Here is a 26,710-nt window from a genome sequence, read left to right on the forward strand (position 1 = left end):
GGTATATAGTAAGACGTAAAAGGGGACTATTAAGTCCCCTGGAATTTTTTCGAAGCTCTAAGATTTATTTCTTCCTGGATAACTGTTCTTCCTGTATTTGTTCTGTGATGGCATCATTTAATACATCCTCGGCGCTATGTATCCATAAAGGTAAAACCGAAGCAGAAGTCTTCCATTTGCCTTCCACATCCTTATACATCTGGAATATAATGCGGTTACCCTTATCGTCAGGTACGTCTACATGGTATTTCATTTCGGTCCCTGCTGATAATTGGCGAAAATTAAATTCTCTTTGCCTTTCACCTGCTTTAATCACTTTTGAAAAATAACTGCTCATAAACTCTTTGCTTAATATTTCTTTTCACTATCCAATAAACCTGTTATGGTTCAATGGACACATTTTTTTGATTGTTTATCCTGATGATCTTTAATTTTTCAAATAACAAGACAACCGGGTAAATGGGGTCAAACTCGCCCTTTTTTATAGCAAAATTGCTACGCGAAGGATATTTGTGATGATTATTGTGATAACCCTCGCCCAACATTAGCAAATCTACCTTAAATAAATTACGGGAAGTGTTATCTGTTTCAAAATTTATATTTCCGTACTTATGGGCAAACCAGTTAATGATGACCCCATGAATGGGGCCCATAGCTATATGAAACGGGATCAGGAGGTACCACCAGGCCGAGGGAGCAAAAACTATGTATACACAAAGGTAAATGCAACTCCACAGGATCCTTGACCACCAGGTATTGCCCCAAAGATCAAAAGAGGTCCACTCAGGAACATTCCTGGTGAACTTGGGGTCTACTTCAGTGCGGTTCCTTAAGATTCCTACATAGGTCACACTGGTGCGCCACATCATCGCCAGTACAGTTTTGTCGAAAGATGGGGAATGAGGATCCTTTTCGGTATCTGTATAAGCATGGTGCACCCTGTGCATGATACCATACACCCTGGGACTCATATAAGAGGAGCCCTGAGTGATATAGGAAAAGATAAAAAAGAATCGCTCCCAGCCTTTATTCATGTTAAAAGCCCCGTGTGCTGCATAACGATGGTGGAAGAAGGATTGAGCAAAAAGAGATAAATACCAATGTGCAATGAAAAAAACAACTATAAAAATCACAATCTGTAGAACATTTGAGGTTAAGTAGTAAACCCGGCAAAAATCGTTCAAATTTTAAAACCATGCTTATTTTTTTGATCTGCCCTTCCCATGCTAGCCTTTCATATTCATCAGGTCAATCACCAGGTTGAATGAATCCAGGGAAGATGTATTATTGATCTTGAAAGGTTTCATAATATATCCTGACACACCCAGTTTACCCGCGGTCTCCTTATCTACCTTTTCATCAGAGGTTGTGATCATAAAACATTTGATCCCCTTCCACTCCTGCGACTCCCTGATCACCTGGAGAAACTCAAGGCCATTCATTCGGGGCATATTTATATCAATCAATATAATATCCGGTAAATTCTCAAGGATCACTTCATGGTGACCTTCCAACATATCGATTGCCTCTTCCCCATTTTTGGCAACCACCAGCCTGTATAAAACATTCAGCTTGTCCAGCGAGCGCTTAATATCCATTGCATCCAGCTGATCATCCTCTACTAACAAAATGGTTGTTATTCTACTCATACAATTATTTTTTCCAGGTAAAAGAAAATATAGTTCCCATGCCCTTTTCTGATTCCAGTTTTATCTCTTCACCCCTTGAATCAAGAATCTTTTTAACAATGGCTAGTCCTACACCGGTGCTTTCAAAACTATCCCGATCCTTCAGCGTCTGGAAGATCATAAATATTTTTTCGTGGTAATTCTTACTGATCCCAGGTCCGTTATCTGATACAAAAAATTCCCAATGGCCTGGATAGTCCTTATGATACACTTTTATCACCCCATTGGTTTTATCATTGTATTTAAGGGCATTACCCACAAGATTTGAAAATATCTGAAGCAATGGAAGTTTTACTGAATAGATCACAGGCAGATCTTTCGATATGGTTATGGATGTTCCGGGTTTCAGGGAAAAATTTTCCAGCACTTCTTCCAGTAGCGCCCTTGTATCTATTTTCTCCTCGCTCTCTTCCTCTTTTCCCACCCTGGCATAGGTAAGCAATCCCTGGATCAGGCTTTCACCTCTTATCACCCTTCCTTTAATCAAATGCAGATACTCCGCCACCTTAGGTGTCAGTTCATTTTTATGGTCTTCCTCTATCCAGCTAACGACATTGTCAATGCCCCGTAACGGCGCTTTCATATCATGTGAAACAATGTGTGCAAACTGGTCAAGCTCCCTGTTCTTTTTAGTAAGTTCATTGATACTGGATGAAAGGGTCTTGGCCATATAATTCAAAGACCTGGCTAGTCCACTTAATTCATCCTTGCCAGTTTCCTCTGTAGACACATTGTAGTTGCCTGCAGCAATGCTGTCAGCCATCCGTACCATTTTATGAATTCTCCTCGAAATCCTTATGGTCAAAAAAGATACAATGAACAGGGCCATTACCACACTAAAAGTGATCAGGGAAACTGAAATGGTCTTAGTCTGTTGCAAAGAGTTGGTAAGTAATCTTTCCCGTTCCGATCTTTTATCGTATTCAATATTTACAAACGTTCTTATTTTTTCCTGGAGCTTCGCATTCAATGTACGTTCATCACTTGCCTGCATTTTCTCCCTGTATATTTTTTTGAAATAAGGAAGATTAACATCCGCAGTTTCGGCGCCTTTCCTTGCCTGTCTAAGAGGTTGAGCAAATGCTGTTAACCAATGGTCATTCAAACTGGCAATTTCAAGAAGTAAAGGGTATTGCCTGGATGTGGAGTCAATTTGCCTGAATATATCATTTAGCAAACCTTTGTTTTCAGTTGCTGCCGAATCATAAGCCTGCAGGAAAGCATCTTCCCCAGTCAATAAAAAGCCTCTTAGTCCACTTCCCATATTGATAATATTTCTCTGGAACCGATTGCTGCTACGGACAATATTTCCCGACTGGCTAACAAAATCAGTGTTTTCCTTCACTTTTTCAGAAAGGCGGTAATTGATCAATGTGGTAAAGGCAAAAAGTAACAGGATGGATAAAAAACTCAGGAAGATCAGGTTGGATATCCGCATGCACAAGATGGTTAAGGGCCCGCAATGTATATTAATATGAAACTTTACTACTGATGATCCACCCCAATCAATGCATTTATAACCAAATTCTAATACCAGGAGCTTTCTTCAGAACCCTGGATGATACTTTTTTGTAAATGGAGCTGTTGTTGAAGAATGAAGGCAAAAGATTGTTTGTAAGGACTAAAAAACTAACCAGTAATAAGTATGTATTGGACCCAATCACTGAAATAATCTAATGCACATTATTTTATCAAATCAAAAATTCTGTTGAAAAAATATGCTGTGCATTACTGTTGTGCTATATTTTTTCGTAACTTAATGTAGAGGTGCCTACTCAAATACTTTCATTATGACAAGTAGGCCCTTCATAAAGCAGAAAATCCAAGCCTTTTGAAGGCAAAGCAGACCTTTTAACTCAGGCATTATTTTTTAGTAATCATAAGTACTCTCCTGCCCTTTTAAACTACTCTATTACATTTCTAAACTTTATAAATTTTATTATCATGGTAGAAAATCGTAACCAGGAAGAGTCCAGGGATATGAGCCAAAAAAGCCGTAGAGGATTTGCGGCTATGGACCCTGAGAGACAAAGACAAATTGCAAGTGAAGGTGGCCGTGCTGCACATAAACAGGGTGTAGCCCACGAATGGAGCGCTGAAGAAGCCAGGCAAGCTGGCCGTAAAGGCGGTCAAAATTCCAAAGGCAGCCGCAGCCGTGATACTTCCGTAAGGGGAGAAATGGAATAACCTTAGCTAACCCCCTGGAAATCATTTTTACAAGCCTCCCCTATAGGAGGCTTGTTCATTTTACTAAGTGAAAATATTAAACAGGCTAGCGGAATACATAGTTTTTAGAGAATGTTATTCTATCTCAATAGCAATCCTTTTCAGTCAGTATTCAGATACCTATCAAAGGAAGGAATATCCCGAAGATATCCCCACGATAAGCCGACGCTTATAGAGTCGGGATATCCTCGGCTCAACTATGCCTTATTTATGGGACATTAATGGGAGATGATGGAATAGCCTTAGTATGTGATAGGTTGCTTACCAGGTTGCGAAGAAGTGCAGATTAGGACCTGTTGTCCAAGTATCATTAAATGTGGGAACAAAAGATGATGTATTGCCTGGATATAGCTCAATAAAAAACGTTCTGCGGATAACAGAACGTTTTTTATTTACCAAAAAGCGAGTTTTTATTCGCTTCCGCGGCCACGATTGCTACCCCCGGTGCTACGTGTACGCTCCTGTGTGGATTCAGTTCCTTTCCTGGCAACATCCTTTTTTGTCTTATCCATGGTCGATCCCATTCCTTTATCTGATCGGCCGGTTTGATTTCCACTATTGTTTCCACCTTGATTACTGCGGCCAGCCCCCTGGCCTCCTCCTGTACTTCTTGGCATAATGGTTCAATTTTGAGTTATTAAATAATGAAACTATGTTGAAATAATAATGTGTAAATAATAAAAGCCCCATGAATTCATGAGGCCTGGTAAAGACTATCTTTTATTACTTCTGTTCCTGAGAAATTCTTCTACTTTTTCCCGGCTGTTGCCTACCTGTTGGATGGCTTTACGAACCTCTTCCTGGGAAACACCCATTTTTTCGGCTATGTGTTGTAACTCATATGCCTCATTGCCCGCCACCTTGGAACGGTCGCGATCATCTCTTAGATTTTTATTGTCTGCCATAAGAAATGTTTTCATTTATTGCATAAAATATTGTGCCAGAGCAGGTAGCAAAGTAGTATTTACTATCATATGCTTATGGCTACTTAAACCGCCCTTTTTAAATATGATATGTTTTGTTTTTCTTGCTTCTGATGTTTAAGGACGCATGCTGTTACCGCGGCATAATCTTCTACCAATGCAACGATCAGGGAACCTGGTTTGCGATTTATAATCGCATGTTCCACAGCATCACATTCTCCCCATATAAAGCGTAATGGTTTATTAGGATCTATTCTCTTTATTCCCCTGGTCAATAATTCATCCAATTCTTCAGGTGTCCTTCCCCTTAGATCTCCATCATGGCGGATGATGATCTCATCAAAAATGCGCGCCGCTTCTTCCGCCAGTGCCACAATATCCTCATCCCGGCGGTCACCAACTCCCGTAATAACGCCTACTCTGGTACTCACAGCAAAAGATTGGATAAACCTGCCAAGGGCCTTTAAGCCATGCGGATTATGGGCATAATCCAGCATGACGCTGCCATCGTTCAATTCAAACAGGTTGGCCCTGCCGGGAGTTGTTTCACTGGAAGGAATAAAGGTTTGCAATGCCTTGCGTATAATACTCAATGGTATATTGTTAGTATATGCGGCCAGCATAGCTGCCATTACATTGGCAATATTATAATCTGCTTTGCCATTAAAGCTGATAGGGATATTTTTTGTCTCCGCAACAGGCACCACATGGTTTCCGGCTCTTAGAATTAAATACCCTTCTTCAGGATATGCAGCGATACCACCCTGGGCACAATGCTGCTCTACCCTTTCATTATTACTGAACAGGGTAAACAGGGCCACCTTGCATTTTACATTTTGCTTCATTGCATACACCAGGTCATCATCCGCATTCAGTATAGCATATCCATTTTCGTTTACACTTTCAGGCACAACCGATTTCACCCTTGCCAGTTTTTCTATGGTATTGATCCCTTCCAGTCCCAGGTGATCTTCAGCCACATTGGTAACTATCGCGGTATTGCACCGGTCAAATGCCAATCCCGACCTGAGGATACCTCCTCTTGCCGTTTCCAGTACTGCAAATTCTACTGCACTATCTTTTAATATACATGCTGCTGACTGAGGGCCGGAACAATCTCCCTTATATACCAGTTCGTCACCAATATAAATTCCATCTGTAGAAGTAAATCCTGTTTTATATCCTGCAGTTTTGGCAATATGTGCCATTAACCTGGTAGTAGTGGTTTTTCCATTGGTGCCTGTAACAGCAACAATCGGTATCCTTGACTGTACATCGCCGGGGAATAACATTTCAATTACAGGCGCTGCTACATTTCTTGCGATGCCGGAATCTGGTTCAGTATGCATCCTGAAGCCCGGAGCTGCATTTACTTCCAATACCACTCCACCATTTTCACCAAGCGGGCGGGAAAGATCCGGTGCCATCACATCTACCCCACATATATCAAGCCCAATGGTCCTGGCTACTCTTTCAAATAAAGCAATGTTGGAAGGGTGCACATCATCCGTTACATCTGTAGCAGTACCACCCGTACTCAGGTTAGCTGTTGGCTTCAGGTAACAGGTATGCCCTGGTAAAAGTATGGAGTCAAGTGTAAGTCTATGCTTTGCCAAAAAATCAAGGCATACATCATTAATTTCGATACAGGTCAGCACATTGTCATGGCCACAACCCCTGCGCGGATCACTGTTTACTATCTCTATCAACTCACGTATGGTGTGTCGTCCATCCCCGGTTACAGAGGCGGGGGTACGTAAAGCAGCAGCGACGAATTTATTATTCACGACCAATATCCTGAAGTCCTTACCCCTGATATATTTTTCAACGATAATTTTATCTGAATAGTTTTTTGCCCTTTCGAAAGCATTGACTGCTTCATTCCAGGACTCAACATTTATTGTAGCACCTTTTCCATGATTTCCATCCAGTGGTTTCAACACAATGGGGTAATAGATAGTATCAATAACCTCTTTTAATTTTTCCACAGAACTAATCATTTCACCTTCGGGCACGGGGATATTAGCTGCTGTTAATATCCTTTTTGTTCTATCCTTATCGCAGGCTATATCAACCGCTATGGAACTGGAAGTTCCAGTCAGTGTTGCCTCAATTCTTTTCTGCCGGCAACCATATCCTAATTGAACATAGGCCTCATCATCCAGCCGGATTACCGGAATTCCTCTTTTTAAAGCCTCCTGCACTATGGCATTTGTACTTGGACCCAAACGTTGCTCCATCCATAGGCGCTTTATTTCAAAAATATCAGGCTTAAGGTCATAGGTTTCGGAATGAATCAATGATTCAGCGATCCGGATAGCAGCTGCCGCAGCATACCGGCCTTCATTTTCTTCTCCATATTCAAAAACTACGTGGTAAACACCAGGCTTTCCGGTTCCCCTGGTTTGCCCAAAACCTGCTTTGATACCCGCCAGGGATTGTATTTCTAAGGCGATATGCTCTATTACGTGACCCATCCACGTGCCTCTTCTTACTCTCTCAAAGAAACCGCCGGGTTTGCCTTCACTACAACGATGCTCATATAAGGAGGGAAGTAATGACTGAAGTCTTTCACTAAAACCGTTGATGGCATTTGTGGGGAAATTCTCAAGATCTTCGAGGTCAAGGGTCATTTGAATCAGGTGCTTACGGACTATAGACCAGAAATTGGGGCCTCTTAGCACTCTCAACTCCAAAACTTTCATATAGCTATACTTGGTTCAGGATATAGATTATAAATTTTATACCAGTTATTCCATGGTAACAGCCATAAATAAGTTAAACAGGAATGGCATGCTTTTTTGAAAATTATTCACATGCAAAATCCAAAGGGTTATTTGATTGCGATCGGGGGTGCAGAAGACAAAGGAACTGAAGAGGAAAAGGAAAGGCAGAACAGTTTGGATTTCTTTAAAGAAGGTATTCTGCAGCAAATAGTAGACCTGGCCGGGAAGAAATCAGCTCCTAAAATAGAAGTAGTAACCACCGCATCTTCCATCCCAGATGAAGTGGCACAGATCTATAAAAAATCTTTTAAAAAATTAGGCCTTGTTGATATAGGTCATTTAAAGATCACAAAACGTGAAGACGCAGATAACAAAAAGATCCTGGAGCGGCTTGAAAAATGTAATTGCATTCTTTTTTCAGGTGGGGACCAGCTTCGCCTGTGCTCTATACTTGGCGGTACCGAATTTTTAGACATTCTCCGGGAGAGATTTGAAAAGGAACATTTTGTGATAGCTGGGACCAGTGCCGGTGCAGCCTGCATGGGCAATACCATGATAGCCGGGGGTGAAGAATCAAAAGCTTATTTAAAGGGAAGGGTTGATCTGAATATTGGTCTTGGATTTTTAAGGGATGTGATCATTGATACACATTTTGATGCGAGGGGCAGGTTTGGCAGGTTGGCCCAGGCCATAGCAGCACAACCTGGTGCCATTGGTATAGGCCTCGATGAGGATACGGGAGTGGTGATTGAAAAAGGGCGCAAGCTAAGGGCCATTGGTTCGAGCAGCGTGGTGGTTGTTGATGGAAGCAGCATCAGTCATAATAATATTGCTGATATCAAGGCTGGAATGCCCATATCCATATCGAGCCTGGAGGTGAGTATAATGACCAACTCAGATGTATATGATATGGACACCAGGGAATTTGTTGGCGTAAAATTTACGCAACATGAACATTAGCTATCTCAAATACTTCAACAGCCTGACGGAAAGAAAATAAAAAACCTCCACCAGCTTTAAGCCAATGGAGGTAATAATATATGAACAGGTGAAACTAGTTGGTTGGCACCAATACGGGATCAGTTAATTTCTTTTCTGTAGCAATCATTTCCACATCAGGTTTCGATTCGTCAACTAATGGCACTTTACCCCTGTTCTTTCTAACAATACGGGAATACAGGGAAATTTCCCTGTCAAACAGGAATCGAAGCCACAACTTGGTCCATGACCGGTGTGAGGCCAAAGTATCATAGAATACCGGAGCAGTATTTTTGATTTGAGGTAACTTATTCCATGGTACAGAAGGAAAATCATGGTGCTCATTGTGAAAGCCCACATTAAAAGCTACGGTATTCAATACACCATAATAGCTATAGGTTTCCTGTTCTCCATGTGTAAGGTAATGTTCCTGGATCCAGCGGCCTCCCAAAGGATGCAGACCCACAGAAAAGAAGAATGAAGCTGTAAGAAAAACCACCGCTTTAACACCAACAAAATACCAGATGGCTGCCATAAAGATGATCTGCACTGCCCAGTTCAAAGCAATCCATCCATCAAAAGGTTTTATTTCTTTTAAACGGGAAACCCTGAAAGCCTGGAAAAAAGGATAAAAAAGAAACCATATGGCTTTACCAATAAAGTAGTTGTTGATCAGGCGTGCCTCCCATCGGTTAGGCAGATCAGCATCCAGTTCATGAATGCCCTGGAACGAATGGTGCTTGATATGGTAACGTTCAAAGGATACCGAACTGGCAAAAACCTGGGGGATATTGGCAAATATCCCGGCTAGCCTGTTGGCTACCTGGTTTTTAAAAATCAGGCGGTGAGCACATTCGTGAATCATGACAAACAAGGCATGGTCTATAAAAGCTCCTGCAAAATAGGCTGCCACAAACAATAGCCACCAAGGTTTATCGGCAAGAAAGATCGCCCCCCCTACCTGGAGCCCTACCAATAAGAGAATGAACCAAAATGTATTGGGATTCTTACCTATCAGTTTTCGAACATCCGGATGTTGCTTTAGTATTTGTTTGGTGCGTATTCTATGAGGTTCTGAAGTATCAGAATAAATAAAATCTCTTTTCTGCATTAGTTTTTAAAATAAGGTTTAAAAATAAGGAAGGAATACCCGAATATTCTAAAATATTAATTAATGTCTGAACTGAAACCAGTAATTGGGAATTATTTTTAATTAAGCGGACTTAGCAGTCTTGCAAGGCAGTAATATCAATTTCTTCCAGGTAAGGCTCCAAAGCACTGGTTTCGGCAAAACCCCTGAATCCCTGGATCATGCAAAAACTGTTATTATAAAATACTTCTGCGTAGAATAAATTGATCTGGTAAAGGAAAATAGTGAAGTCTTTATATACCCTTTCAGCTACCAAAACCCCATAATTTAATAGTGTTTCAGCCTGTTTGATTTCATCCAGTTCATTGAAGTCGTCCAGTGTCATGAACCGGCAAGATAAAAATCCTCTTCAAAGAATGCAATTGAAGTTCTGCACACTTCTCAGATATTTTTTTAATGAATAAGAATTAAAAGCCATCCATGAAGTGAGTTATGGCACATTAATTTGTGAGGTAAAGGCAAAATTGAGTGGTATTATGTCCCATCCAGAAACGGTACTTGATGATAATATACATTGGTATAAAGATGCCATCATATATGAACTTCATATAAAAGCTTTCAGTGACAGCAATGGAGATGGTATTGGCGATTTTGAAGGGTTGCTGAATAAACTGGATTATTTACAGGAACTGGGTATCACGGCTGTGTGGCTGCTGCCTTTCTACCCCTCTCCTTTAAAAGATGATGGTTACGACATCGCTGATTACTATACCATTAACAGCACTTATGGTACCATTGAACAATTCCAACGGTTCCTTGATGAAGCCCATAAGCGGCAGCTTAAAGTGATCACTGAGTTGGTCATCAACCACACATCCGACCAGCATCCCTGGTTTCAAAGAGCCCGGACAGCCCCAAAAGGTTCACCGGAAAGAGAATTTTATGTCTGGACGGATGAACCTGATCAATATAAAGATGTTCGCATCATCTTCCAGGATTTTGAAACTTCAAACTGGACCTGGGACCCGGTAGCCCAACAATATTTCTGGCACCGTTTCTTTCACCACCAGCCCGATCTGAATTATGATAACCCGCTGGTACAAAAAGAGATCTTTGATATCCTGGACTATTGGTGTGAAATGGGCGTGGATGGATTCAGGCTGGATGCCGTGCCCTATCTCTTTGAAAGGGAAGGCACAAATGGAGAGAACCTGCCGGAAACACATGCTTTTTTAAAAAAACTGCGTGCTCATATTGATGAAAAATTCCCGGGGACGGTTTTCCTTGCCGAAGCCAATATGTGGCCTGAAGATTCTGCCTCTTATTTTGGAAATGGTGATGAGTGCCATATGAATTATCATTTTCCCGTGATGCCGCGTATGTTCATGGCATTACAAAGAGAAGACAGGTATCCTATCACCGATATTTTTGACCAGACTCCATCTATACCTGAAACCTGTCAATGGGCCATGTTCCTCCGTAACCATGATGAGTTAACCCTTGAAATGGTGACGGATGAAGAAAGGGATTATATGTATAAAGTATATGCTAAAGATCCCAAGGCCAGGATCAACCTCGGCATCAGGCATCGCCTGGCACCGTTAATGGATAATGACCGCAGGAAAATAGAGCTGATGAACTCCCTGCTCTTCTCCATGCCAGGAACCCCGGTAATTTATTATGGCGACGAAATTGGAATGGGAGATAATTTTTACTTGGGGGATCGTAATGGGGTACGCACGCCCATGCAATGGTCTCCAGACCGAAATGCCGGATTTTCAGCAGCCAACCCCCATAGCCTATACCTGCCCGTAATTATAGATCCGGAATATAATTATGAAGCAGTGAATGTGGAACTGCAGCGCCGGAACACGTCTTCATTATTCTGGTACATGAAGCGTATCATAACACTCCGAAAAAATTACAAGGCGTTTGGAAGGGGCGATATGAAATTTCTTAATGTAGATAATCCAAAAATACTGGCATTTACCAGGACCTACCAAAATGAGACCTTGCTTATTGTAGTGAACCTATCAAAATATTCCCAATCAACTGAAATACCACTACACGATTTTTCTGGTTATGTACCAGTGGAAGTTTTCAGTAAAAATCGTTTCCCCTCAGTCAAGGAAGATGCACCTTACTTTTTTACATTAGGCCCCCACTCTTTTCTTTGGTTTGAATTACAACCTGCTTTTGAAACTTCAAATAAAGGAGAACATTTGTACGAATATTCTTTGGGATCCTTCAGCGAGGTCGTGAGCAAATCCTTCTTAACAGAATTGGAAAAAAATGTATTGCCTGGTTATTTACAAAAAGCAAACTGGTTTGTAGGTAAAGAAAGGAGCATTCACGATATTTCAATTACCGAGCATAGCAGGATACAATTGGAAATTAGTGATACGTATTTGTTACTGATGGAAGTAAACTATGAAAATGGTTTGCCTGAAAATTATATCCTTCCCCTAACTTTTGTAAAAGAACCATTGGTCAAAACGATAAGGGAAAATTGTATGGAATCTGTCATTGCGTATATAAAAGCAGGTAATGAAAGCGGATTACTATGCGATGCTTTTTATACCCCCGAATTGCAACACTGGATATTTAAAAATTTAAAGGATAATAGTACTGCCAGGCTTGATAATTACATGATCCGGTTTAATGCGGAAGAAGATCTAAAAAACTTTGCCGGAGAAACCGAAATCAAATCAAGGGTTCATGCAGGTCATCAAAAGAACACATCTATTGCATTTGATAACAGGTTCTTTTTAAAATTGTACAGGAAGGTGGATAATGATATCAACCCTGATATAGAGCTATCCCAATTCCTTACTAAAAGAACAGGCTTCACCTATACGCCTTCTTACCTGGGCAAATTGGAATGGCTGACAGGAAAAAGATCATTTGTTGTAGGACAAATGCAGGAAATGGTAGAGAACCATGGTGACGGCCGAAGTTATATGACAGAACGATTGAATAATTATATTGAAAGGATACTGGCTAAAAATCATTTTAACAGGGAATTACCGGATCGATTGTCCACATTAACAGATCCGCTGGCCTATGATCAGTTGCCGCAGGATTTGCAAACTTTATTAGGTGGGCCGGCTTCAGAGCAAAGCCAGTTATTGGGAAAACGCATAGCTATGATGCATATAGCTTTGGCATCGGGGAATGACAAGGATTTTATCCCGGAAGAATTTTCACTTCATTACCAGCGATCATTGTTTTCTTCCATGCAATCCATTGTTAGAGAAACCTTTCAGAATATCAGGAAAGCATTGCCAGCAACATCAGGAAAAACCAGGAACCAACTCCTTGACATTGAAAAGAAAAAAGATGCATTGCTTGATATTTTAAAACTGATCTATAGTAAGAAAATAGATGCTACCAAAATTCGCATACATGGCAACTTGCACCTGCAGCAGATACTGTTTACAGGAAAAGATATTGCTATTCATGATTTTGGTGGGAATCCCCATCGAAACTATAGTGAAAGAAGATTAAAGCGATCTGCTTTCAGGGATATTGCCTCTATGATCAGGTCATTTTACTATGTTGCGCATAAGGCATTCCTCAATAGTAACCAGCTTCATAAAGATGAAATAGAATCTTTATTGCCTTACGCCACCATATGGTCACATTATATGAGCGGTTTCTTTTTAAAAGCTTACCTGGAGAAAAGTAATGGCTATGGATTTGTTCCTGGTACTTCATCCGATCTTGAAATTTTACTCAGGACCTATCTTTTAGAAGGTGCGATCAATGACCTCAATTTTGAGGTTAGTCACAGGCCTGAATATATAATGATACCCTTACAAATGATCGAAGCAATAATGTACCCTGAAGTAATAAAAAAAATCCCCGTGGCTTAACACGGGGACTAATATTTTCAGGCGGACAGTCTTGATAATATGTACGGTTGATCATTCATTGGACGCCTGGGTTTTCAAAGGTTTGGATCAGGATTAGGATTGGACTTAAACGGGCTTCAAAGGATATTCAGATCAATGGTTGTTCAAAAAGGATAAGGAAAGAAGTTGACTGATATTGGATTTTAGTTTTGGTTTTTCAGGACTTGGATAGTTCAGTTTTCTGGACATTGGATGGATTGATATGTATCAATCAACTTCTGACACAAAACTAGCTCAGTCCGCTTTATCAAACAATGGAACTTTTGCCTGAATTTTTCATTATGGTTTTTACTTAAAACATGCAGGAATGATAGTGTGATTACTTAAGCAAGAAACGTAGATCTACGAAAACCAGCGAAACCGATAAGTCAATATTCCATAATTAGTCAAAGTGTTCCATTCAGTTTTCCCCTCTTGGAACTATCGTAAACAAAACGAACCTTAGCACTTTTTACTTCCGTGGATGATAAAAATAATTGGTAACGGTGCTCTCCTGCAGTTACAATCAGCAATGCAGTGTTGGGGGGAATTGAACCCTGGTTTTCAGCGATCATTTCTACTTCCTGGAATTTATGTTGCATGTCGATCATTACGGTAGCAGTTATGGGACGAGCTGTTAATTTTTGATGGGAAAGTATCATATGTCCATTGACCAGTACAGTGATCGAATCTCCATCTATTTCATTATTATCATAAAAATCCAACTTTAGCATACCCGTATCCACTGCAACCTCGGGAATCTCTTTAAATGCAGATTCCTTGATCCTTGTCAGTACGATGGAACCATCCTCGCAACTGATATTTGTACCCAGGATTACGCCTGTCCAACCACCTGTAAGTGTTTCCATTTTCCCTTCCCTTCTGTATACCAGTTCGTATTTTTTAATGCAAACCCGGCACTCTGGCCTTATTTTAAAAGTGGTCACCTCTCCTTCCTGGATAACTATCTTTTTTTCTTCGGAGGAATAGGAACCTTTGAAATTCTTTTTTACATAATTATCGATATCCATGTAGTGGTAAGAATCGCCTGTTACTTCTGTTCCGGAATTGGTGATTTGCAGTTCAATATTATTTATTGGGAAACATCCGCCAGCCATCGTAAGGGTTCCTTTCCAAAAGCCATTGATATTTTGTGCTTTGATGCCCGCGAAAGAATAAACTAAAAGGAATATTATGAACAGGCTTCGTTTCACAAAAGGAATTTACTACTATTTCCTGCGGTGGATTCATAAAGTTATGTGAACGGGTTAATGAATGAAACCATAATACGTTGATAGAAAAAAATAGAAAAGCCAGGATCAACCTGGCTTTTCTTATCAATGAAAATGAATATGGGAAACTTAGATCTAGTTACCAATTTCTTCTTCCACCAAACCTTCTCTTGTAGCAACCAACAGGGTACCCTGTACATATTTTTCATTATGCTGGGTAGAATCAAGCCCTTCTTCTTCTTCTTTTCCACTTACCCTGATGGGCACGAAGAAGTTAATTAATTTAAATATTAGGAATGACACGGTAAAACTATAGGTCACTGCTATGGCCATGGCTTTTGCCTGTGTAAGGAAAAAGGAGAAATTACCATTTGCCCATCCATTGGCACCAGCTGCATTCACTGCAGTAGTGGCAAAAATACCTGTCATCAACATTCCCACCATTCCACCAATACCGTGGCAGGGGAATACATCAAGCGTATCATCAACGGCTGATTTGGATTTAAAATGTACGGCCAGGTTAGAGATAACGGCAGCCACAACACCTATAAAAATACTTTGCGGAATCGCTACGAAACCGGCAGCAGGCGTAATGGCAACCAGTCCTACAACAGCACCTACACAAAAGCCAACAACGGAAGGTTTTTTACCTCTCATAATGTCGAAGAACATCCATGACAAGCCTGCAGCAGCTGCGGCTGTATTGGTAGTGGAGAAGGCAGAAACCGCCAGTGCATTGGCGCCTAATGCGGATCCGGCATTAAAACCAAACCATCCAAACCACAGGAGGCCTGTTCCGATCAATACATAAGGTATATTGGCAGGCACATTTTCTTTTTGCTCAATATGAGATTGTCTCCTTTTTAATACAAGGGCTCCTGCAAGTGCAGCACATCCTGCTGAAATATGCACCACAGTTCCACCGGCAAAATCCAGTGCTCCCATCTTGAATAAAAATCCATCAGGATGCCAGCTCCAATGCGCCAAAGGTGCATACACCAATAAACTAAAAAGTACAGTAAATAAAACATAGGCCGTAAAACGCATTCTTTCTGCTATAGCTCCAACCACTAGCCCCGGGGTGATGATAGCAAACATCAACTGGAACATGGAAAATAAGGGCTTAGGTATTGTGGTGGCCAGGCTCCATGGAGCGCCGGAAGCTACATCTTTATAAAAAAGATGTGTCATAGGACTTCCGATAAAACCACCAATGGATTTTCCAAAACACAAACTGTAACCTACCACGATCCATAAAACGCCAACAACGCCTGCAGCAACAATACTCTTCATCATGGTAGAGAGTACATTTTTACGGTTTACCATGCCGCCATAGAAAAAGGCAAGCCCGGGCGTCATAAGAAAAACAAGCGCGGTGGCAACCAGTATCCACGCTGTATCTGCACTGTTATATTGCCCCTTATCAAAATTGGGCAGGGATGGCACGAACAAGGCCGCTAATGCTATACAGGCCAAAACAAGAAAAGGAGCAGAAGATTTTAAATTCAGTTTTTTCATTGATTTAATATTTATTGGTGAATGATTCATTTAGAATTGATATACAGCGCCAAATAAAATATTGGAAGCTGTTTTGGTAGGCTTGCTGTTTTTATCAGTGAACAGGAATTCACTTGCCTTATCAATGCGGAACTCAGGAATGAATATGAAGTTGTCTACCTTGAAGTTGGCTGATAAAGTACTGGCTATGACCGTTCCGCCTACCGGTGAAGAACTATATACTTTCAAACCATCTTTATCACTGAAATATTCCTCTCTTAGCGTAAGACCAAAATGAGAAGAAGCATCAAAATTCAGGTACAATGCAGAGCCCCACCAGTTCTTGTTATTATCATATTCCTTGTTTCCAAGGTAAACACTGGTGTTGTTGTAAGTTCCATTAAAAGCAAGGCTAAATTGATCAGAGAGCTTGCTGGTAAGTACTACATCATATTGTTTTGATTTGGTGGTATCTATATTCTCACTGCTTACATAGTTAAAGTAAGCTTTGAAAAGATCGGTTGGTGCAAAACTATATTGGGCTATAAAAGCTTTTTTATTGATGAAGCCATCCGGCACATATTTGTAATCCGTAGGATTGGCCAGGCCTATCATTAATCCATGTGGACCATAATTCGCTTCAGCTTTTACCCCTGTATGTGAAAATGGACCATTGGTAAACATATAGGACATACTATAGTTACGATTCAGGTAGGCATCCAGAACTTCATATCCAACATGTGTTGACCAGCTACCAGCAGTAAGTTTTAACCAGCTTGCAGGCGTATAACTTATATATAGCTGCTTAACAGCTGCAGATATACCATCATCCGTATACGAAAATTCCTTTGCTCTCTTTCCAAACCCCAGGTCAGTTACCAATTCAACCTTGGTTGTTTTGTAATCTAACTTTACGCTGGCCATACCTGGTTCAAAACTGTTGTGGGAATTGGTGAAAGAAGTAAGATTATTGGATTTGGATTTTCCAAAATCATACTTGTAATAAACATCGGCAGAACCTGAAATAGCAAGAGTAGGTTTGGTTAAAGAATCCTGTGCGAACGCCATATTTAGGGCTGAAACCGCAAGGCCTGAAGAGATAATTTTTCGTAACATTGTGATGGTATTTAAGTTAAAAAAGAAGGTATTGCCTGCCCTAAGCTTGTTCCAGAAGCTTAAATAGTTGCAAGCAATACCTTTTGTTTATTTCTTTCCTTTCTGCATTCTCCGTGGAAATCACAGAATCAGATTTTTCTGTAAACTTTTACAAACCGTAATTTTTTCTATAATCAGCCCGAATTATCCCTGCTTTCGTATCCTTTACTTTTCTAAAAATAGGAAACACCACCATTTATTTCAAATATTATTTATCATCATGTGTATTTTATGTTTACAATCCTGAGTATTGCTCAGTAATATTTGAGTGAAATCATTATTATTAAGGTAAATGAAAGGATTTTTTATTATTCCATAGGATAAATAATTACATATTTATAAAAATAATGTAATTCCAATGCAAGTATCCTAGCAATTCCCTTAATATATCTATATGGCTTAGAAACCGTAAATCCTGAAAATAATGGGAAGGAACGGAGACTTTACTCTGATCTGAATTAGTATATTCGTAAGGTTCGCTTGCTATCAATTATTCAACAGTTAACGCCTTAAAGTAATTAGATATGGTAAGCAACACAGGTCTTTATTCTCCCTCTTTTGAACATGATTCCTGCGGAATTGGTTTTGTTGCCAATATAAAAAGCTCCAAATCTCACCAGATCGTTTCAGATGCCCTGACAATCCTGGAAAATATGGAACACAGGGGTGCCTGTGGTTGCGAACATAACACAGGTGATGGCGCCGGCATAATGATACAGGTGCCTCATGAATTCTTTTTTGATGAGTGCAGCAAATTGGGCGTTCATTTACCAGCCTTCGGAAAATATGGTGTAGGTGTGCTGTTTTTTCCTAAGGACATCCGGCTGAAGGAGGAATGCAGGGATATCTTTAATCGCTGTGCAGAAAAATTATCGCTGGAAGTGCTTGCCTACAGGAAAGTTCCTGTTGATCCGGATACAATAGGTTTTACTGCCTTAAGTGTAGAACCAGAAATGGAACATGTGATCGTTACCTGTCCTGACCACATTACCAATCCAGAAGATTTCGAACGCAAGCTTTTTTTATTACGCAACTATGCCTCCCATACAATTAATAATACTGTAAAGCGAGATGCGGTTGGTTTTTATATTGCTTCTCTTTCGTATAAAACAATTGTATATAAAGGACAGCTTACCAGTAAACAGGTAAGGGAATATTTCCCTGATCTGAAAAACAAAAGAATGGTTTCAGCCTTCGGACTGGTTCACTCCCGCTTTGCTACCAACACCTTCCCTTCCTGGAAGCTGGCCCAACCTTTTCGTTTTATAGCCCACAACGGGGAGATCAACACCTTGCAGGGCAACCTGAACTGGCTCAAGACAAGCGAGAGAAACTTTACTTCTCCCTATTTTACCAAAGAGGAGATGGATATGCTGTTACCGATCATTACTGAAGGTCAGTCAGATTCAGCCTGCCTCGACAATATGATCGAACTGTTGACCCTATGCGGCCGTTCGCTGCCACATGTGATGATGATGCTGATTCCGGAGGCCTGGGATGATAATGAGCTCATGGACCCGGCCAAAAAAGCCTTCTATGAATTTCATGCTTCCTTTATGGAACCCTGGGATGGCCCTGCATCCATTTCCTTTACCAACGGAAAGATCATTGGCGCCACACTTGACAGAAACGGTCTCAGGCCTTCAAGGTATTGTGTTACCTCAGACGATAGGGTAATCATGGCATCAGAAACAGGTGTACTTCCTGTTGATCCTTCAATGATCATTGAAAAAGGAAGACTACAGCCAGGAAAAATGTTTGTGGTCGACCTTGAACAGGGAAGAATCATAAGTGATGACGAATTAAAACAAACCATTTGCTCCCAGAAACCATATGGAGACTGGTTGAATAAATATAAGATCAGGCTGGAAGAATTACCTGAACCCCGCGTACAGTTTACCGATCTGCACCATGAACAGGTTTTTAAATACCAGAAAGCTTTCGGTTATTCAGCAGAAGATCTTGACACGATCATCGGCCCTATGGCGCTTGATGGTAAAGAACCACTGGGATCGATGGGATCTGATGTACCATTGGCTATTTTAAGTGATCAGCCACAACACCTGAGCAGCTATTTCAAACAGTTGTTTGCACAGGTCACCAACCCTCCTATTGATCCCATACGGGAAAGAATGGTGATGTCCCTGGCAACCTTTGTTGGTAACAACGGTAATTTATTAAACGAAGATCCCCTGTCCTGCCATAGTGTAGCCTTAAAACAACCCGTACTTTCCAACCATGAAATGGAGACGCTACGGAGTATAGATACAGGTATCTTCCAGGCAAAGACATTGCAATCCTATTTCCGTGCCGATGGCCGGAACGGTTCACTGAAAAGAGGTTTGGATCGCCTGTGCCGTTACGCCACTGATGCCGTAGAAGACGGGTTTGAAGTACTGATCATTTCTGACCGGGCTATTGATTCTGAGCATGCACCCATTCCCTCACTCCTGGCTACAGCTGCCGTACACCACCACCTTATACGCAAAGGTCTTCGTGGACAGGTTGGTTTGGTAATAGAAGCAGGTGATGTATGGGAAGTGCACCATTTTGCCTGCCTGATCGGCTTTGGTGCCACTGCCATTAACCCATACCTGGCATTATCTACTATCAATGATCTTAATGAATCTAAAAAGCTGGGGCATGGTCACGATGTAAAGCAGCTGACAAAAAATTACATCAAGGCTGTCAATGATGGTTTATTGAAAGTGTTTTCCAAGATGGGCATCTCGACGCTTCAATCTTACCAGGGCGCCCAGATCTTTGAGATCATAGGATTGAACAGATCAGTAGTGGATCAATATTTCACAGGCGCCACTTCAAGAATTGAAGGGATGGGTATTGACGAAATAGCTAAAGAAGCTTTGGCCAAACACCATTTTGCATTCACTAAAAAAACACAACCCATAGAGCGCTTACCCATAGGTGGTATCTATGAATGGAAACGTAAAGGTGAGTTTCACCTGTTCAATCCACAAACCATTCATTTGTTGCAGTATGCCACCAAAATGAATGATTATACAACATTTAAAAAATATTCAAAGCTTGTAAATGACCAGTCCCAACGGGCCTGCACGTTAAGAAGCCTGTTCCAGTTTAAAAGAAACCGTCAGGCTATTTCCATTGATGAAGTTGAACCCGCAGAAAACATTTTCAAAAGGTTTGCTACAGGCGCCATGAGCTTTGGATCTATCTCTCATGAAGCCCATTCCACCCTTGCCATTGCCATGAATCGCATTGGAGCAAAAAGCAATACGGGTGAAGGTGGGGAAGATGAGATCCGGTATGAGCCATTGGCAAACGGAGATTCCATGAGATCAGCCATCAAACAGGTAGCATCTGCAAGGTTTGGCGTGACCAGCTACTACTTATCAATGGCAGATGAGTTGCAGATCAAAATGGCACAGGGTGCTAAACCCGGAGAGGGCGGACAATTACCTGGACATAAAGTGGATGAATGGATTGGGAAGGTCAGGCACTCAACGCCTGGTGTGGGTTTAATTTCTCCACCTCCCCACCATGATATATATTCCATCGAAGACCTTGCACAGTTGATTTTTGACCTGAAGAATGCTAACCGGGAGGCCAGGATCAGCGTGAAACTGGTTTCCAAAGCAGGTGTGGGAACTATTGCTGCAGGTGTAGCTAAAGCAAAGGCTGATGTAATATTGATAGCGGGTCATGATGGAGGAACCGGGGCATCTCCTATCAGTTCCATTAAACATGCAGGCCTGCCCTGGGAACTGGGATTAGCAGAAACACACCAGACACTGGTTAAAAATAAATTAAGAAGCCGTGTGGTCGTTCAATCTGATGGACAGTTAAGAACAGGAAAAGATATAGCCATTGCCACTTTGCTGGGAGCTGAAGAATGGGGAATAGCCACTGCTGCACTGATTGTTGAAGGTTGCATCATGATGCGAAAATGCCACCTGAATACTTGTCCTGTAGGCATTGCCACACAGGATGGAGAATTAAGGAAACGTTTTAGTGGTGATGCTGATCATGTAGTAAATTTTTTCAGGTTCATAACAGAAGAACTGCGCGAAATAATGGCTGAATTAGGATTCAGGACCATTAATGAAATGGTAGGCCAGGTGGATAGCCTCGAAGCCCGTCCTGATATCAAACACTGGAAGTACAGCAAGCTTGACCTTTCACCTGTCCTTTTTAAAGAACCACTTTCCTTATATACCGGTTTGTACAAGCAGGAAGAACAGGACCATGGTTTGGAAACCATCCTGGATTGGAAATTACTGGAAGCTGCAAAACCGGCATTGGAGAATAATCAAATTATATCGGCAGCGTTCAGGATACTCAATACTGACCGCACGGTGGGCACTTTATTATCCAACGAAATATCCAAAAAGTTCAGGTCAGCAGGATTACCCGATGATACTGTTCATTTTAAATTTACAGGTACTGCAGGACAAAGCTTTGGAGCTTTTGGCACAAACGGTCTTACACTTGAACTGGAAGGTGATGCCAATGATTATTTTGGCAAGGGGTTATCCGGAGCGAGACTGGTTGTGTATCCTCATCTCCAATCCACCTTTTCTCCCGAGGAGAACATCATCATCGGCAATGTGGCTTTTTACGGTGCTACTTCAGGGAATGCCTTTATCCGGGGCAAAGCAGGTGAACGTTTTTGCGTACGCAATTCTGGAGTCAATGCAGTGGTTGAAAGCATTGGTGATCATGGCTGTGAATACATGACCGGGGGAAGAGTGGTGATCCTGGGAGAAACAGGACGAAATTTTGCCGCTGGAATGAGTGGTGGTATTGCCTATGTATATAATGCTAAAGGCAATTTTGACCTGATGTGCAATAAAGAAATGGTTGACCTTGACCCGGTAGAAGATGCTGACATAGATGAAATAAAACAAATGATTACTGACCACTACAGGTATACGGGAAGTACGGTTGCCAAATTTATCCTGGATGATTTTGACAACCAGCTTAGGAACTTCATTAAAGTTTTTCCTAAGGATTACAAAAAAGTTCTGCAGGCTGACCTACGAAGAGAGCTTCAGAAAAACATCGCTTAAGGACGCTTGCTTTTGCTGCTATTTGAGAGCTAACGATTGCTGCTATATGAATATTGAATAGTGTAACATCTGTCAAACAAAAACATTATTTCATGGGCAAAACAACAGGGTTTTTAGAATTTACACGTGAACTTCCGGAGAAAAGACCAGTCCAGGAAAGGATTCATGATTACAATGAATTTGTTCAACGCTATAGTGAACAAAAGCTTCATGAGCAATCAGCACGGTGCATGAATTGCGGTGTTCCTTTTTGCCATAACGGTTGCCCTTTAGGGAATTTCATTCCCGAATTCAATGATGCGGTATATCGTGGAAACTGGGAAGAAGCTTATGAATTACTCACTTTTACCAATAATTTCCCTGAATTCACCGGGCGTATTTGCCCCGCCCCTTGTGAAAGTTCCTGCGTACTAGGCATTAACCAGCCAGCCATAACTATTGAAGAAATAGAAAAGCATATCATTGAAATAGCTTTTGATAAAGGCCTGGTTAAACCCAACAAACCAGCATTCCAGACTGGCAAAAAAGTGGCAGTCATTGGTTCCGGGCCCGCAGGCCTGGCAGCTGCAGCCCAACTGAATTATGCTGGCCATACTGTTACTGTTTTTGAAAGAGATGATGAACCAGGTGGCCTATTAAGATATGGGATCCCTGATTTCAAATTAGAGAAATGGGTAGTTGAAAGACGCATATCTATTTTGGAGCAGGAAGGAATTCTGTTTAAATGCAATGCCAATGTGGGAGTCAACATTCGCATCAATGATATTTTAAGAGAATACCAGGCCGTCGTTCTCGCCGGGGGATCAACTATCCCGAGAAATCTTGACATCCCAGGAAGAGATCTCAAAGGAGTGCACTTTGCCATGGATTTTCTCAAACAACAAAATAAGCGGGTAAGCCAGCATGCAGTTGAAGGAGAAGACATTCTGGCAAACGGCAAGAACGTAATTGTAATTGGAGGTGGCGACACGGGAAGTGATTGTATTGGAACGTCTAACAGGCAGGGCGCTGAAACGGTGACTCAATTTGAATTACTGCCTAAACCTGCATCGGAAAGAACGCCATTCATGCCCTGGCCCACTTATCCTATGATCTTAAAGGTGACATCTTCGCATGAAGAAGGTGCCGACAGGCATTGGGCTATTGCTACCAAAGAATTCATTGGTGATGACAAGGGTAACCTGAAAGGGTTGAAAGTGGTAAACCTGGAATGGAAATTAACTGCTGACGGTAAAACAGCAGGCTTTAGTGAGGTAGCAGGAACGGAAAGAGAGCTGCCCTGTGAATTGGCTTTATTAGCCATGGGATTTGTTCATCCGCAACACCAGGGCTTGATCCAGGAACTGAGTGTAGACCTGGATGAAAGAGGCAATGTGAAAGCTTCAGAAACATCCTACCAAACCAATATTTCCAAAATATTTTCTGCAGGAGATATGAGACGGGGTCAATCACTAGTAGTATGGGCCATCAGTGAAGGAAGGGAATGTGCCCGCAAAGTAGATGAGTTTCTTATGGGTTCTTCATCCCTTGAAACAAAAGACCAGAGTTTTCTCTCCCGGCAGGTTCAATACTGAAACATATTAAATGCCCTGTGATCCTCACAGGGCATTTTTCCTATACAGAATTTCTCCCTGCATTGATGATTCCAAATGAACTTCTGACCACCAGGCGTTCCAATATTTCTTTTTCCTCTGCACTTAACTGTTGCGCTTCCCGCATCCTTGTCAGCGCATATTGCTGTATGGTGGTCAGTGGCAATACGATCTTTTCCCGCATCTGAATAGATAGCTGCTCTACAGGATAATTACTCATTAACTCACTTTGACCGGATAGCTTTAAAAGATACCTGTTAGTACGTTCAAATTCCTCGTAAATAATATTCCAGATCTCTCCATACTGTGGGTGTTCAGAAAGATAGGCAGTAAGAGGAAAGAAATTCTTTTTCATGGCCATCTCACAGTTATCAATAAGTGTTTTAACATACGGAGATTGCTGGTAAATTTTCCTGACCTCGTCAAACTTTCCCTCTTTATCCATTTTTTCCAGGGCAGTACCAAGTCCATAGAAACCCGGGACATTTTGTTTCATTTGGCTCCATGCACCTACAAATGGAATAGCCCTAAGATCCTTAAGAGAAAGCCTGTAAGATTTTCCTCTTTTTGATGGGCGGCTGCTGATGTTTGTTTCACTGTAAAAATTCAATGGACTGACCTGTGACAGGTAATCCAGGAAATAGGGATGCTCTTTCAATTGCTTATAGCTTTCAAAACTATAATTGGCTACTTCTTCAATGACTTGCTCCTGCTGGGGCGTTAGATTTTTTTGAGATTCTGCAAAAACATCATTGGATATGCCGGCGTTCAGCAACTGCTCAATATTAAATTGTGCAGAATCAACAGTCCCGAAGTTGGAACTTACAGTCTGTCCCTGAATGGTCAGCTGAATTTCCCTGGAGGATATGCTGCTTCCCATAGACGCATAAAATTTGTGGGTCTTTCCACCACCCCGGGCCGGAGGTCCACCCCTGCCATCAAAGAATATGACATTGATCCCATATTCTTTAGATACCGCTGTAAGTTCCTCCTTGGCCTTATAAATGCTCCAGTTGGCCATCAGGTAACCCCCATCTTTAGTGCCATCAGAAAAACCAACCATGATGGTTTGCGTTTTGTTACGTTGTGACAAATGATCACAATAAGTTGGATTTTCGTACAACGACCGCATAACCTTTGGTGCATTCTTAAGGTCTTCTATGGTTTCAAACAAAGGGACAATATCTATAGGAATATCATTCTTTTTCCAGCCTGAAAGCAAAAACAAACCATACACCTCCAATACATTTAAAGCACTGTTACATTGGCTGATAATATAACGATCACAACCCTCAGGCCCATTGAATTGCTGAATTGTTTTAATGGCCTCTATGGAGAGTAATGTGTCTTTAACTATATCCTCAAATACATTTACATCTATTGCAGATTGAATAGTAGTAAGAACAGACATCTTACCATCAATATCCAGTTGAGGATAACCGGAAGGTAGCTGATCAGTTTTTTCTGCTATGGCCTCCAGCACCTGGTTATGAACAGAACTATCCTGTCTTATATCCAGGGAGGCAAAATGCAACCCGAACACCTGGACTTTATTGATAAAATTATCCAGGAGGTGCAAAAACAATCCATTGTGCTGGTGGACAATGATTTCCCTGATCTCATATAATGATTGCAATATTTCTGCACGGGTAAGGTCTGTCCTTTCCCCGGGAATGAAGATGTTGCGGTATAATTTAGATTCAAGATCTGCCAGAATTGTATCTACTCCCTTAAAGGTCAACCGGCGCTTTAGTCTCCTGACGTCGAGGTAATAACATTTTATAATACTCGAACGAAGCGCTTCGGCAACACGTAAAGTAATGTCGGTGGTAACGTTTGGATTACCATCCCTGTCTCCGCCCGGCCAGAAGCCCATTTTAATAACAGGATTTTCATTAAGATCCACATCTGCAAAATGATCTTTCAGGTAATAGATGATCCTTCCCACGGCATTATAGAAAACATTTTCCAGGTACCAAACCAGGCTTATGGCTTCATCGTAAGGAGTAGGCTTATGTTTCTTAAATAAAGGAGTTTTTCCCAACTGCTGCAGGTACATATTGATAAGACCTGCATTATTATCTTTTAAAGCTTTGGCCAGATCATTAATAATGGCCAGTACAGGACCGGGATAAAATTGAGTAGGATGCGCAGTGAGCACCACTGAAACAGCAAAGTCTTTCAGGGTCCTGAGCAATTCCTCCTGTTTACCCTGCTGAATTACTTCAGTCTCCAGGTGCTTAAGCGTACCAATTCCTACAACATCGTGGGTTTCTTTAAATGCAGCATCTTCAAGCGCATCAAATAAAACTACCTGCCTTTCGGCATATTGCACAAAGCGAAAAAGAAGGTCTGTTTTTTCCTGTTGCGTTTTTATTGTAGTAAAACGTTCAAAGAAATCTTCAACAATGAAGCTGGGACTTTGCTTTTTCTTAAACTGTTCTTCTGCATGGTTTAAGAAAAGAGATAATAGAATGCCTGTTTTTTCAATCCTGTGAAAGGGAAGTGATGTAAAAAGGCTATTGTATAACTGAAATTTAATACCAACATGATTCCTGAAATTCTCTAATGCCCTTACTGAAAGATGGTCCATACCAATAAATTTAAACAAAAAACAATAGCAAGCTTCCCGTTTAAATAGAATGGGTCCGTTACTGGCCTG

18 protein-coding genes are annotated in these 26,710 nt (G+C 41.3%); 5 read left to right on the forward strand and 13 right to left on the reverse strand.

All coding sequences use genetic code 11. The features are described 5' to 3' along the window. Positions 1 to 64: 64 nt before the first annotated feature. The 4 genes from BP74_RS15820 to BP74_RS15835 all read right to left on the reverse strand — a co-directional run bounded on the left by BP74_RS15820 (position 65) and on the right by BP74_RS15835 (position 3,126). Positions 65 to 337 carry a hypothetical protein gene (locus BP74_RS15820; protein ID WP_496375396.1) on the reverse strand — a complete coding sequence of 91 codons (273 nt, stop codon included), beginning with the start codon at positions 335 to 337 and terminating at the stop codon, positions 65 to 67. 43 nt (positions 338 to 380) lie between these two features. Continuing rightward, positions 381 to 1,133, reverse strand: a complete 753-nt coding sequence (locus BP74_RS15825) for an acyl-CoA desaturase (protein ID WP_496375398.1) — start codon at positions 1,131 to 1,133, stop codon at positions 381 to 383. Between the two features lie 93 nt (positions 1,134 to 1,226). After that, on the reverse strand, positions 1,227 to 1,649 hold the full coding sequence (locus BP74_RS15830; RefSeq protein ID WP_496375400.1) for a response regulator: 423 nt from the start codon (positions 1,647 to 1,649) through the stop codon (positions 1,227 to 1,229). Positions 1,650 to 1,653: 4 nt separating this feature from the next. Then, positions 1,654 to 3,126, reverse strand: a complete 1,473-nt coding sequence (locus BP74_RS15835) for a sensor histidine kinase (protein WP_496375402.1) — start codon at positions 3,124 to 3,126, stop codon at positions 1,654 to 1,656. A 506-nt stretch (positions 3,127 to 3,632) separates the two neighbouring features. Between BP74_RS15835 and BP74_RS15840 the strand changes: the two genes are divergently transcribed. Beyond that, positions 3,633 to 3,875 (forward strand): KGG domain-containing protein, encoded by a 243-nt coding sequence (locus BP74_RS15840; RefSeq protein WP_496375404.1) that lies wholly within the window; start codon positions 3,633 to 3,635, stop codon positions 3,873 to 3,875. A 449-nt stretch (positions 3,876 to 4,324) separates the two neighbouring features. On the opposite strand, the gene BP74_RS15845 is transcribed toward BP74_RS15840, so the two are convergent. The 3 genes from BP74_RS15845 to cphA all read right to left on the reverse strand — a co-directional run bounded on the left by BP74_RS15845 (position 4,325) and on the right by cphA (position 7,542). Further along, positions 4,325 to 4,531 (reverse strand): hypothetical protein, encoded by a 207-nt coding sequence (locus tag BP74_RS15845; RefSeq protein ID WP_496375406.1) that lies wholly within the window; start codon positions 4,529 to 4,531, stop codon positions 4,325 to 4,327. Between the two features lie 96 nt (positions 4,532 to 4,627). Then, complete coding sequence (locus BP74_RS15850; protein WP_496375408.1) at positions 4,628 to 4,819, reverse strand: DUF3606 domain-containing protein; 192 nt, start codon at positions 4,817 to 4,819, stop codon at positions 4,628 to 4,630. An 83-nt stretch (positions 4,820 to 4,902) separates the two neighbouring features. Further along, on the reverse strand, positions 4,903 to 7,542 hold the full coding sequence (gene cphA, locus BP74_RS15855; RefSeq protein WP_496375410.1) for a cyanophycin synthetase: 2,640 nt from the start codon (positions 7,540 to 7,542) through the stop codon (positions 4,903 to 4,905). A gap of 111 nt (positions 7,543 to 7,653) precedes the next feature. Here cphA and BP74_RS15860 point away from each other — a divergent pair, with 111 nt between their 5' ends. Beyond that, entirely contained in the window at positions 7,654 to 8,523 is an 870-nt protein-coding gene (locus BP74_RS15860) for a cyanophycinase (RefSeq protein WP_496375412.1), read from the forward strand. Positions 8,524 to 8,617: 94 nt separating this feature from the next. On the opposite strand, the gene BP74_RS15865 is transcribed toward BP74_RS15860, so the two are convergent. Both BP74_RS15865 and BP74_RS15870 read right to left on the reverse strand, forming a co-directional pair. Continuing rightward, positions 8,618 to 9,652 carry a fatty acid desaturase gene (locus BP74_RS15865; RefSeq protein ID WP_496375414.1) on the reverse strand — a complete coding sequence of 345 codons (1,035 nt, stop codon included), beginning with the start codon at positions 9,650 to 9,652 and terminating at the stop codon, positions 8,618 to 8,620. Positions 9,653 to 9,764: 112 nt separating this feature from the next. Further along, positions 9,765 to 10,016: a hypothetical protein gene (locus BP74_RS15870; protein ID WP_496375416.1), complete on the reverse strand. Its 252-nt coding sequence runs from the start codon at positions 10,014 to 10,016 to the stop codon at positions 9,765 to 9,767. Between the two features lie 151 nt (positions 10,017 to 10,167). Here BP74_RS15870 and treS point away from each other — a divergent pair, with 151 nt between their 5' ends. Then, positions 10,168 to 13,506, forward strand: coding sequence for a maltose alpha-D-glucosyltransferase (treS, locus tag BP74_RS15875; RefSeq protein ID WP_496375418.1), 3,339 nt, complete (start codon positions 10,168 to 10,170; stop codon positions 13,504 to 13,506). Between the two features lie 425 nt (positions 13,507 to 13,931). Here treS and BP74_RS15880 read toward each other — a convergent pair whose 3' ends face one another. From BP74_RS15880 to BP74_RS15890, 3 genes are all read right to left on the reverse strand, one after another. Then, entirely contained in the window at positions 13,932 to 14,738 is an 807-nt protein-coding gene (locus tag BP74_RS15880; protein WP_496375420.1) for a hypothetical protein, read from the reverse strand. A 153-nt stretch (positions 14,739 to 14,891) separates the two neighbouring features. Beyond that, complete coding sequence (locus tag BP74_RS15885) at positions 14,892 to 16,274, reverse strand: ammonium transporter (RefSeq protein WP_496375422.1); 1,383 nt, start codon at positions 16,272 to 16,274, stop codon at positions 14,892 to 14,894. Between the two features lie 30 nt (positions 16,275 to 16,304). Beyond that, a complete protein-coding gene (locus BP74_RS15890; protein WP_496375424.1) occupies positions 16,305 to 17,369 on the reverse strand; it encodes an outer membrane beta-barrel protein in 1,065 nt (354 codons plus the stop codon). A 563-nt stretch (positions 17,370 to 17,932) separates the two neighbouring features. On the opposite strand from BP74_RS15890, the gene gltB reads away from it, so the two are divergent. Together gltB and BP74_RS15900 are read left to right on the forward strand one after the other, a co-directional pair. Further along, complete coding sequence (gene gltB, locus BP74_RS15895; protein ID WP_496375426.1) at positions 17,933 to 22,456, forward strand: glutamate synthase large subunit; 4,524 nt, start codon at positions 17,933 to 17,935, stop codon at positions 22,454 to 22,456. A gap of 92 nt (positions 22,457 to 22,548) precedes the next feature. Beyond that, a complete protein-coding gene (locus BP74_RS15900; RefSeq protein WP_496375428.1) occupies positions 22,549 to 24,030 on the forward strand; it encodes a glutamate synthase subunit beta in 1,482 nt (493 codons plus the stop codon). Positions 24,031 to 24,070: 40 nt separating this feature from the next. Here the strand turns inward: BP74_RS15900 and BP74_RS15905 are convergent, their stop codons facing one another. Then, positions 24,071 to 26,641: a phosphoenolpyruvate carboxylase gene (locus BP74_RS15905; RefSeq protein WP_496375430.1), complete on the reverse strand. Its 2,571-nt coding sequence runs from the start codon at positions 26,639 to 26,641 to the stop codon at positions 24,071 to 24,073. Positions 26,642 to 26,710 lie beyond the last annotated feature (69 nt).

The organism is Flavisolibacter ginsengiterrae DSM 18136 (assembly GCF_059568575.1).

Excerpts from the sequence above, each read along its gene's own strand:
- gltB (WP_496375426.1), top strand. The coding sequence starts at position 17,933 with ATGGTAAGCAACACAGGTCTTTATTCTCCCTCTTTTGAACATGATTCC.
- BP74_RS15870 (WP_496375416.1), bottom strand. The coding sequence starts at position 10,016 with ATGACACTGGACGACTTCAATGAACTGGATGAAATCAAACAGGCTGAA.
- BP74_RS15820 (WP_496375396.1), bottom strand. The coding sequence starts at position 337 with ATGAGCAGTTATTTTTCAAAAGTGATTAAAGCAGGTGAAAGGCAAAGA.
- treS (WP_496375418.1), top strand. The coding sequence starts at position 10,168 with ATGTCCCATCCAGAAACGGTACTTGATGATAATATACATTGGTATAAA.
- BP74_RS15865 (WP_496375414.1), bottom strand. The coding sequence starts at position 9,652 with ATGCAGAAAAGAGATTTTATTTATTCTGATACTTCAGAACCTCATAGA.
- BP74_RS15885 (WP_496375422.1), bottom strand. The coding sequence starts at position 16,274 with ATGAAAAAACTGAATTTAAAATCTTCTGCTCCTTTTCTTGTTTTGGCC.
- BP74_RS15845 (WP_496375406.1), bottom strand. The coding sequence starts at position 4,531 with ATGCCAAGAAGTACAGGAGGAGGCCAGGGGGCTGGCCGCAGTAATCAA.
- BP74_RS15860 (WP_496375412.1), top strand. The coding sequence starts at position 7,654 with ATGCAAAATCCAAAGGGTTATTTGATTGCGATCGGGGGTGCAGAAGAC.
- BP74_RS15840 (WP_496375404.1), top strand. The coding sequence starts at position 3,633 with ATGGTAGAAAATCGTAACCAGGAAGAGTCCAGGGATATGAGCCAAAAA.
- BP74_RS15900 (WP_496375428.1), top strand. The coding sequence starts at position 22,549 with ATGGGCAAAACAACAGGGTTTTTAGAATTTACACGTGAACTTCCGGAG.
- BP74_RS15830 (WP_496375400.1), bottom strand. The coding sequence starts at position 1,649 with ATGAGTAGAATAACAACCATTTTGTTAGTAGAGGATGATCAGCTGGAT.
- BP74_RS15905 (WP_496375430.1), bottom strand. The coding sequence starts at position 26,641 with ATGGACCATCTTTCAGTAAGGGCATTAGAGAATTTCAGGAATCATGTT.
- BP74_RS15850 (WP_496375408.1), bottom strand. The coding sequence starts at position 4,819 with ATGGCAGACAATAAAAATCTAAGAGATGATCGCGACCGTTCCAAGGTG.
- BP74_RS15835 (WP_496375402.1), bottom strand. The coding sequence starts at position 3,126 with ATGCGGATATCCAACCTGATCTTCCTGAGTTTTTTATCCATCCTGTTA.
- BP74_RS15890 (WP_496375424.1), bottom strand. The coding sequence starts at position 17,369 with ATGTTACGAAAAATTATCTCTTCAGGCCTTGCGGTTTCAGCCCTAAAT.
- cphA (WP_496375410.1), bottom strand. The coding sequence starts at position 7,542 with ATGAAAGTTTTGGAGTTGAGAGTGCTAAGAGGCCCCAATTTCTGGTCT.